The 8,660-nt window shown below is 64.6% G+C and carries 8 protein-coding genes, 1 tRNA gene and 4 pseudogenes; 7 read left to right on the top strand and 6 right to left on the bottom strand.

The window, feature by feature from the left end:
* The 3 genes from IEX32_RS19550 to IEX32_RS19560 form a co-directional block, all read left to right on the top strand.
* A partial coding sequence (locus IEX32_RS19550) for an ArdC family protein (protein WP_188773217.1) occupies positions 1–685 on the top strand: 685 nt, incomplete at its 5' end.
* Positions 682–927 (top strand): iron dicitrate transport regulator FecR, encoded by a 246-nt coding sequence (locus tag IEX32_RS19555; protein ID WP_188773218.1) that lies wholly within the window; start codon positions 682–684, stop codon positions 925–927. The genes IEX32_RS19550 and IEX32_RS19555, both read left to right, overlap by 4 nt.
* A 90-nt stretch (positions 928–1,017) precedes the next feature.
* A complete protein-coding gene (locus IEX32_RS19560) occupies positions 1,018–1,929 on the top strand; it encodes a nucleotidyltransferase and HEPN domain-containing protein (RefSeq protein WP_188773219.1) in 912 nt (303 codons plus the stop codon).
* On the opposite strand, the gene IEX32_RS19565 is transcribed toward IEX32_RS19560, so the two are convergent.
* Positions 1,926–2,300, bottom strand: a complete 375-nt coding sequence (locus IEX32_RS19565) for a hypothetical protein (RefSeq protein ID WP_188773220.1) — start codon at positions 2,298–2,300, stop codon at positions 1,926–1,928. The two genes, IEX32_RS19560 and IEX32_RS19565, sit on opposite strands and share 4 nt — an antisense overlap.
* Positions 2,301–2,645: 345 nt before the next feature.
* Here IEX32_RS19565 and IEX32_RS21025 point away from each other — a divergent pair, with 345 nt between their 5' ends.
* From IEX32_RS21025 to IEX32_RS19580, 4 genes and pseudogenes are all read left to right on the top strand, one after another.
* Positions 2,646–3,116 (top strand): hypothetical protein, encoded by a 471-nt coding sequence (locus IEX32_RS21025; RefSeq protein ID WP_308421068.1) that lies wholly within the window; start codon positions 2,646–2,648, stop codon positions 3,114–3,116.
* Positions 3,116–4,597, top strand: coding sequence for a DUF3363 domain-containing protein (locus IEX32_RS19570; protein WP_308421069.1), 1,482 nt, complete (start codon positions 3,116–3,118; stop codon positions 4,595–4,597). The genes IEX32_RS21025 and IEX32_RS19570 overlap by 1 nt, the downstream gene beginning before the upstream one ends.
* A gap of 75 nt (positions 4,598–4,672) precedes the next feature.
* Positions 4,673–5,104: a YlcI/YnfO family protein gene (locus IEX32_RS19575; protein WP_188773221.1), complete on the top strand. Its 432-nt coding sequence runs from the start codon at positions 4,673–4,675 to the stop codon at positions 5,102–5,104.
* A gap of 179 nt (positions 5,105–5,283) precedes the next feature.
* A pseudogene (locus IEX32_RS19580) lies at positions 5,284–5,539 on the top strand (IS110 family transposase); the annotation flags it as partial.
* On the opposite strand, the pseudogene IEX32_RS19585 reads toward IEX32_RS19580, so the two are convergent.
* The 5 genes and pseudogenes from IEX32_RS19585 to IEX32_RS19600 form a co-directional block, all read right to left on the bottom strand.
* Positions 5,532–5,804 (bottom strand): annotated as a pseudogene (locus IEX32_RS19585) (transposase zinc-binding domain-containing protein); the annotation flags it as partial. The pseudogenes IEX32_RS19580 and IEX32_RS19585 overlap by 8 nt on opposite strands.
* A gap of 4 nt (positions 5,805–5,808) precedes the next feature.
* Positions 5,809–6,716: pseudogene (locus tag IEX32_RS19590) on the bottom strand (tyrosine-type recombinase/integrase).
* Between the two features lie 199 nt (positions 6,717–6,915).
* Positions 6,916–7,905, bottom strand: a complete 990-nt coding sequence (locus tag IEX32_RS19595) for a tyrosine-type recombinase/integrase (RefSeq protein WP_229736513.1) — start codon at positions 7,903–7,905, stop codon at positions 6,916–6,918.
* A gap of 99 nt (positions 7,906–8,004) precedes the next feature.
* Positions 8,005–8,202 (bottom strand): annotated as a pseudogene (locus tag IEX32_RS20800) (Arm DNA-binding domain-containing protein); the annotation flags it as partial.
* Between the two features lie 219 nt (positions 8,203–8,421).
* Positions 8,422–8,496 (bottom strand) — tRNA-Gln (locus tag IEX32_RS19600).
* Positions 8,497–8,660 lie beyond the last annotated feature (164 nt).

Here is an 8,660-nt window from a genome sequence, read left to right on the forward strand (position 1 = left end):
TTCCTCGCAGCGCTGGCTGACATACAGGCAGGCCGAGAAGGCAGGCGGCCATGTCCGGCGCGGCGAAAAAGGCACGGTCATCTGCTATGCCGACCGCTTCACGCCGAAGGATGAGGCCGAGAAGGCACGCGGCGAAGATCGCGAGGCCCGGACCATTGCCTTCCTGAAGCGCTTCACCGTGTTCAATGTGGATCAGTGCGAGGGACTTCCGGATGAGCTGACCAGCATTCCAGCGCTGCCCGATCCGGTCATGGCAATTGCCGAGGCAGACCGGGTTATCGCCGCGACGGGCGCGGATTTCCGGATCGGTGGGGGCGAGGCCTATTATTCGCCGTCACAGGATTATGTACAGGTACCGCCGCAGGCCGCTTTCCACGAGCCGGTGAACTGGTTTCGCACGGCCCTTCATGAGCTCGGGCATTGGGTCGGCGGCAAGGGCAGGCTCGGCCGCGACCAGTCGGGCAAGTTCGGCTCGGCAGCCTATGCAAAGGAAGAACTGGTGGCCGAAATGACGGCTGCCTTTGCCTGCGCTTCGCTCGGCATCGAGCCGACAGTGCGGCATTCCGACTACATTGGGGCGTGGCTGGCCGTGCTTCGCGCCGACGAGAAAGCCATCTTTCGGGCGGCCAGTGCCGCCAGCAAGGGCGCGGATTTCCTGCTCGCATTCGGGGAGGACCGGCCATGAATGGCCGGCTTCCACGCCGTGTGTTCCGTCGGCGGGGCCGGCGCGCCCTGCGGCGGATGAGCGAGCGGCAGCGCGCGATCTTCTGGGCCCTGCGCTTCGAGGAGACCGACTTGGCAGGGCTTGCCGAACGGCACGGGATCGGCACCGATGAAGTGCAGGCGGAATTCGCCGAAGCGCTCAGAATTCTTTCGCGCACGCTGCGCGAATCCGAGCCATGGTGGCGGCGCTGGTGGCCATTGTGACCTTTCAGAGTTTTAAGCGGGCGCAAGGTGAGGGCGTGCGGCCTTTTCCTTGCGCCCTTTGCCCCTTATGCCCCACAGTCGAGCCAGCCCATGAAGACCAGCCTCGATCATCTGCCTGACAAGAAGCGCCGCGATCTGGAAAGGATCGTGCAGATCCTGTTCGCCGAATTCGAGGACGCGGTGAGCCTTGCGACGCAGAAATGGAAGAAGCAGGGCCGCATCCTCAAGATCATTCTCTACGGCAGCCATGGACGCGGTGACTGGGTGGACGATCCGGTCGGGGGGTACTTTTCCGACTACGATATCCTTGTCGTGGTCAGCGACGAGCGGCTCACCGACACGCTAGAATTCTGGGCAAAGGCCGACGAGCACCTGCTGCGCGAAGTGACCATCGCCAAGCGCATATCGGCGCCGGTGAACTTCATCGTGCACAGCCTCAAGGATGTGAACGACCAATTGCAGCGCGGCCGGCCGTTCTTCATCGATATCGCGCGTGATGGTATCGCGCTCTACGAGAGCGATGGCACGGAGTTCGCGCAGCCCCGCGAATTGCCGCCTGCCGAAGCGCTGAAAGAGGCGAAGGCCTACTTTGAGAAGTGGTATCCGAGTGCCGATGCCTTCCTGAGTATGGGACGGCTTGCTATCAGCGAAGGCAATCTCAACGAGGCCGCCTTCGTCTATCATCAGGCCGCAGAACGGCTCTACCATACCGTTCTGCTAACGCTGAGCTTGTACTCCCCCAAGTCGCACCGGCTGAACTTCCTGCGCGGCCAGGCCGAGCCTCTGGTGCACGAGCTGATCGCCGTCTGGCCGCGCGATACCCGGTTTGCAAAGCGCTGCTTCGAGCTGCTGCGCCAGGCCTACGTCGGCTCTCGCTACTCGCCTCAGTACAGGATCCGGCCCGAGGAACTCGAATGGCTCGGTGAGCGCATCGAACTGCTGCAGACCGTCGTCAAGGAGGCCTGCGAACGCCACATCGCCGCGCTCGAAGCGGCCATCTAGGCGGCCTCTCTGCCCTCGGTTCTGCCACCGATTTCCAGCATCAATTGCGCCTGACCCGCGCCCTCGGGATCATCCGCAGGGCATAGCGCATGGCTGCCCGCCGCGAGACTGATCCACTCGATCCGCCATGCCAGATCGAGCCTGTCGCCCTGCGCGCAGCGCCCGATCGAGGCGATCCCGGCGCCCTCGATGGCTACCGCGAAGCGGCATTCCTGGCGCACAGAATCGTACCGGCCGCGCACCAGCGTCCCGTCCGAAATCGCAATGGCAAAGCCCTCGCGAAGCGCCCCTGGCGAGAGCGCAATGACGGTCTCGACATCGCCCGAAAGCTTCAGCCTGGCCCCGTCCAGCGGCGCGATCCTGATAGCCATGTGTGCATCCCTTCCATCGAATCGGAAAGGGTCTTGGGTAGAACATATAGCGAACACTAGAAAGGCCGGATGGAAACAGGGGAAGAGCTCGGGACGGGGAAGACGGGAGAGAGGGCCGGAAGGCAAGTTAAAGGCGGACCCTCCAAAGGGCCCGCAAAGCGGCGTCTGCACGTCGTTTGGGGTGGAGACACGAGCTTCGGCAGGCCGGCAAAGCGCCTCCATGCGCGAGACCCGGGTTCGCGCCAGCCGAGGGATTTGCGTGCCGCTCGCGCGAGACCGGCATGGAGGCCCTTGAAGCACGGCGCCTTACGCCCCTCATCATGGGCATTAGGCGCGAGGATGGCGATGGCGGACGACGACTTCGAGATCTGGCTGGGCCATGCGGGCAAGGACCGCCCGCTGCGCCATGAGCTGCGCAAGGCGGCGAACCTGGCAGGCAGAACGCAGCGATCGTTGGCGGCCCGAGCCCGGCGCTTCGACGGCAGCCGCATCGGGCGCGGCGCGGGTATCGGCCGCGTGCTCGGATCGTCGGATCGCTTCAGCGGCAGCCGCGCGCGCCGGGTGGTGGTGAAAGCGCGCTTCGTGAAGCTCGCCGGCAAGGGGATGAAGGCGGCCCGTGCGCACCTCAAGTACCTGCAGCGCGACGGCACCACGCGCGAGGGAGAATGCGGCGCGCTCTACGGCGCCGACCGCGACGAGGTCGACGGCAAGGCGTTTCTTAACGCGGGGGACAGGACCGGCACCAGTTCCGCTTCATCGTCGCGCCCGAGGACGGCGCCGAATACCGCGACCTCAAACCGCTCACCCGGCGGCTGATGCACCAGATCGAGCAGGACCTTGGCACCCGCCTCGAATGGGTCGCGGTCGATCACTTCAACACCGGCCATCCGCACACGCATATTGTGCTCAGGGGCATCGACGACAGGGATCAGAATCTCGTGATCGCCCGCGAGTACATCAGCCGCGGCATTACGATGCGCGCGGCCGAGCTGGTCAACCTCGACCTCGGCCCAAGAACGACCCGCGAGATCATCGCGGCGGGCCAGCGCGAGATCGCGCAGGAACGCTTCACCGCGATCGACCGGCGGCTGATGCGCTCGCTGGACGAAAACGGGCTTGCCTCGCCCTGGCACGCCCATCCCACCGAACAGAGCCTCAGGGCAGGCCGGCTCGGCACGCTGGCGCGCATGGGGCTGGCGGCCGAGGAGGCGAAGGGGCGCTACCGGCTCGATCCCGCTCTTGAGGACACGCTGCGCGCCATGGGCCGGCGCGGCGACATTATCGCCACCATGGACGAGCGGCTTCGCGCCCGTCCCGATATCGTCCCCCATGATTATGTGATCCATGATCCGGCCAGAGCCGCGCCCCTCGTCGGCCGCGTGCTCGTCCGCGGGCAGACGGGCGAGCACCACGACCGGCGCTACTTGATCCTCGAGGCCACCGATGGCCATACGCACTACGTCGATCTGGGGAGCGCCGCGCAGCTCGATCATGGGCGCGACAATGCCATGGTGCGCGTCTCGGCGACGCCCGTCCAATTGCGCGATGCCGACCGCATCATCGCCGAAGTCGCCGCCGCCAACCAGGGAACCTACAGCATCGATCGGCACCTCAAGTACGATCCCAGCGCAACCCAGCGCTTCGCCGAAGCGCATGTGCGGCGCCTCGAAGCGATCCGGCGCGGAAGCGATGCAGTCGAGTGGTCGCCCGACGGAAGCTGGAAGATCGCGCCCGATCATCTCGACCGCGTGCTCGCCTGGGAGCGCGACCGCGCGGCGAAGCGGCCCGTCGAGGTCGACATCCTGTCCGACCGGCCGCTCGAACAGATGGTGCGCCACAATGGTGTGACCTGGCTCGACGAGCAGTGCGTCGCCGCGAAGCCCGAGCGCCTGCAGGGCAGCTTTGGCGCCCGGGTGCGCGAGGCGCTGAACCAGCGCCGGCAATGGCTCATCGAGCAGGGGCTGGCCTGGGGCGAGGATGGCGCGGCCCGCTACAAGCCGAACATGCTGGCTTCGCTGCGCCAGCGCGAGCTGCGACAGGTGGCCGGCCAGCTCTCGCAAGACCTCGGGCTCGATTACGCCGAGCACCGCGGCGGGCGCATCGAGGGAACCTACCGAAAGGCGGTGCAGGTGGGAACCGGCAAGTACGCGCTCATCGAAAAGTCGCGCGAGTTTACCCTCGTGCCCTGGCGCCCGGTGCTGGAAAGGCAGATCGGGCGCCAGGTCTCGGGCATCGAGCGCGCCGGGACCATCAGCTGGAGATTCGGCCGCGGCCGCTCGGGTCCGGAAATCGGCTGAGCATCCCTGGGCAGGTACTTCGCTGCCCCAGCGAGTGTCTGTTGCCCGAAACCGGGATGCCGCATCCTTGCCGGCATGAAGACGCGCAAGACCCGCCATCAGTTCTATCTTCCCGATGACCTGTCGGCCCGGCTGGGCGCCATGGCGGCTGAGCCCGGATCGTCGAAGACCGCGATCCTCACCGATGCGCTCACCGCCTGGTTCGAGCGCCGCGCCGCCCATGAGCTCGACGCCCGCTTTGCCGTCCGGCTCGACCGGCAGAGCCGCAGCGCCGAGCGCATGGAGGAGAAGCTCGATTTTCTCACCGAAGCGCTCGGCCTGTTCGTGCGCCACCAGCTCACACTCACCGCGCACCAGCCCACCTTCGATCCCGAGACGCAGCGCCTCGGACGGTTTCGCTACGACGAGTTCGTCAAGGCGGCGGGCCGTCTCGCGGCCCGCACCGCCCAGGCCGAGCCAAGGCCCGATCGCAGCCTTGACCGCGTCCATACCGGAAAAGGGGAATAGACAGATGAAGGAGAGCACGATGGCCGCAAACGCCGCGCCGCCGCATCGCGAAACCCAGCTTGAGCCGATAGCGGTGCGCATTCCCGAAGCCTGCCGGCTTACCGGTGGCTGTTCCCCGATATGATGGAAGTACGGGCTCACGACGGAAGCCGGGCCCAAACATCTGATGGAGAACGGCCATGGGAGAATATATCGGCCTCGACGTATCGATGAAAGACACGGCGATCTCGGTTCGGCGTGACGGCAAGCGGATCTGGCGAGGCAAGTGCGCATCGGACCCGGAGGTCATCACCCGGATGGTCCGCAAGCATGCTCGAGAGCCGGAGCGGGTCATCTTCGAGACCGGTCCTTTGTCGGTATGGTTCTATCACGCCCTCCAGGCTGAGGGACTGCCAGCTATATGCGTCGATGCCCGCCACGCCAAAGCAGGCAGCAGATCGGCCTCGCGCTCGGCGAGCCAGGTGCGCGCCGCCGCGCCCTGGCATTTGGGGCAATGCCGATTGCGGCAGGAGTTGTAGGCAATCCGCCAGTGACCGCAGTCGGTACAGGCCTCGACGTGGCCACCGAGCGCGGCGGTGCGGCAGTGTTCGATCGCCGTCATCACCTTGAGCTGGGCCAGGCTCAGATGCCCGGCATGGGCTGTCCGGTAGGAAGGTCCAGCAGCGCGGAAGATGTCGGCGACCTCGATGCCGGTCGGCACCGGCTCAGCCGGGTGGCGATCCCTGCGAGGCGGGGAACATCCCCAACCGGTCGAGGGGGCTGACCACGGCCTTGACCGTGCGTGTTGCCACCCGGGTATAGAGCGTGGTGGTCTGGAGCTGGGCGTGTCCCAAGAGGACCTGGATGATGCGCACATCGACGCCGTCCTCCAGCAGGTGCGTGGCGAAGCTGTGGCGCAGCGTATGCGGTCCGACCCGCTTGGTGATGCCCGCGGCATGGGCCGCTTCGGCGGCGATGCGATGGATGTGCCGGGTGCTGACCGGCTTGAGGTAATGCTGGCCGGGGAACAGCCAGCCATCGGGATGCATCACCCCCTGCTTGCGGCCGATCTTCCACCACTCGCGCAGAAGCACGAGCAGATCCTGCGCGAGCATGGCATTGCGGTGCCGTCCGCCCTTGCCGCATTCGACCGCAGCAGCATGCGGTCGCTGTCAACGTCGCGGACCCTGAGGTGGCTGACCTCGGAAGCGCGAAGGCCAGCCTCATACGCGACCGACAGGATAGCCTGGTGCTTGAGGCTCGTCGTCGCACCCAGCATCCGCGTGACCTCGTCGCGACTGAGCACCGTCGGCAACGCGCGGGGATGCTTCACCCGGTGGAGCTTGCGGGTCAGGTCCGGCCGGTCGAGCGTTCGCGTGTAGAAGAACCGCAAGGCCGAGACCGCCGTGTTCATCGCCGGTGCGCCAATGCCGGTCTCGGTCTGCTCGATCTGGTAGCGACGCAGATCCTCGTCGGTTGCCATGTCCGGCGGCCGTCCCAGCCAGGTCGCAAACCGCGATACGTCGCGCAGGTAATTGCGCTGTGTCGCCCGCGAGAGGCGGTGCAGGTTCATGTCCTCGATCATCCGCTGGCGCAGCGTCCGGGCCGGGGCTGCAGGGGCTGTGTTGGTCATCGTTCGACTCCTCGTGTTGAAGGAGTCGCAATGGTCCGCCCGCAGCCACCAGGCCTCAACCAATGCGCGACATAAGCCGAAGCTCTACAACGTCAGGCCAAGCGCCATTCCCGCGACAGCGGGTTCGTACTAGTCGGCGGGAGCAGCCTCGCGTCCCTAGCACACTGATAGGGACGCGGAGCCGCGCGCGCCAGGTCGGCTACCAAGCGGTCTGAAACCATGCCAGGGTCTTCTCTTGCTTGCGCTGAGGGCTCTTGAAGGCCTCAAGGACAACCGGGGCGGCCTCCTCGGCCGCGTCGAGAAATTCTGCCCACCAGACCATCATCTTACGTCGATGATCGAGATAGCGTGCCGAATTATATACGCCTCGCACGCCGCGCGGCATGTGCGCCAACTGCATTTCGATCCAGTCCGGCATGAAGCGGCCGGACTCATTGAGCACTGTGCTGGCAACTGACCGGAACCCGTGAACGGTAGCTTTTCCGCGCAGGCCCATCCGGTACATAACGTCCAGCATCCGGTTTTCGCTGATCGTGTCGGAGCGCGAGCCCGCGACCGGAAACAGATACTTGCCCAGCCGTTCGTTGCCCGCTTTGCCATAGGGATTGATGTCGCGGATTTGTCGCAGCAGCGCTACCGCCTGAGGCGGTAATGGCACAAGATGTTCCGAACGCATCTTCATGCGCTCCGCTGGAATGCGCCAAAGCGGTTCATCGGTTCCGAGCCCCTCAAACTCTGTCCATTGGGCAAAGCGCGTTTCTTGCGTGCGAACCATGGTGAGGATGGTCCAGCGCAAAGCGAGAAGGCTCATTTGCGAACCTGTGTCCGCATTCAGACGGGCGTAGAATTCGGGCAGATCCTTGATCTCGACCTTGGCGCGATGGCGGACCGGCGCCGGTTTGATCATGGCGGCCGAAAGGTCACGGCAAGGGTCTGACACGCACCGGCCATCAGGAATGCCGAAGCGGAAGATCTCGCTGCAATGGTTCTTTATGCGGTGGGCCATTTCGTAAGAGCCGCGTGCCTCGATGACCCGCAGGGCTTCGAGCATGGTGCGTGGTAGAATGGAGCGCACCGGCTTGTCGCCGATGACCGGCAGGATATCATTCTCAAGCCTCCCTTCGATCAGGCGTGCATAACGCGGCGACCAGGAGGCTCGGCGCGCCTCGATCCATTCGCGCGCGAGCATGGCAAAGGTGACCTTCTCGGCTACGGCCTGGAACTTGGTTTCCTTCTTGTGATCGATTGGATCGATGCGCTTTGCGATCAGCTCCTTCATTTCTTCGCGCCAGACGCGCGCGCGGTGGAGGCTGACGGCAGGATACTCGCCGCCGTCGATCGTCTTCTGCTTGCCGTCGAAGCGATAGGCGAGGCGCCAGCGCTTGCGCCCCAAGGGCACGGCGCAGATATGAAGACCGCCGCCATCGGATTTCTTGATCGGTTTATCGGTGGCGACGAGGGTTTGCAGATAGTGGTCGGTCAACATCAACGAGACTCCGGACAGCGTGTCTCGGCTTCGAACCTGTGCCGCCTGTTTTCGTGACTTCGACTGTTGCTTTTACCAACAGATTGACCAACAAATCGCATGAAACCGCCTGATCAGAATGGCTCCTGTCTGGGATTATATATGCGAAATAAGCCACTGAAAACATTATATTTATTTGAGACCGTCTGAGACCTTGTTGGTCATTTTGGCCCAAAATGCTGGCTGGGGCGGCAGGATTCGAACCTGCGAATGCCGGTACCAAAAACCGGTGCCTTACCACTTGGCGACGCCCCAGCAGGGACTGCGCGCTTAGCGGCTTATGGCGGGGCTGAAAAGGGGCCTTTGACGATTTGACAGGGCTATCGCATTTGGCCGATGATGGATCGAGCGAAGTCGTTGGACCAGCCTGAGCGTTTGCGCTTGCGTCTGATGGAGATTTCGGGTCGTGCGGTTCGCAG

The organism is Novosphingobium endophyticum, assembly GCF_014640675.1.
Taxonomy (GTDB): Bacteria; Pseudomonadota; Alphaproteobacteria; order Sphingomonadales; family Sphingomonadaceae; genus Novosphingobium; species Novosphingobium endophyticum.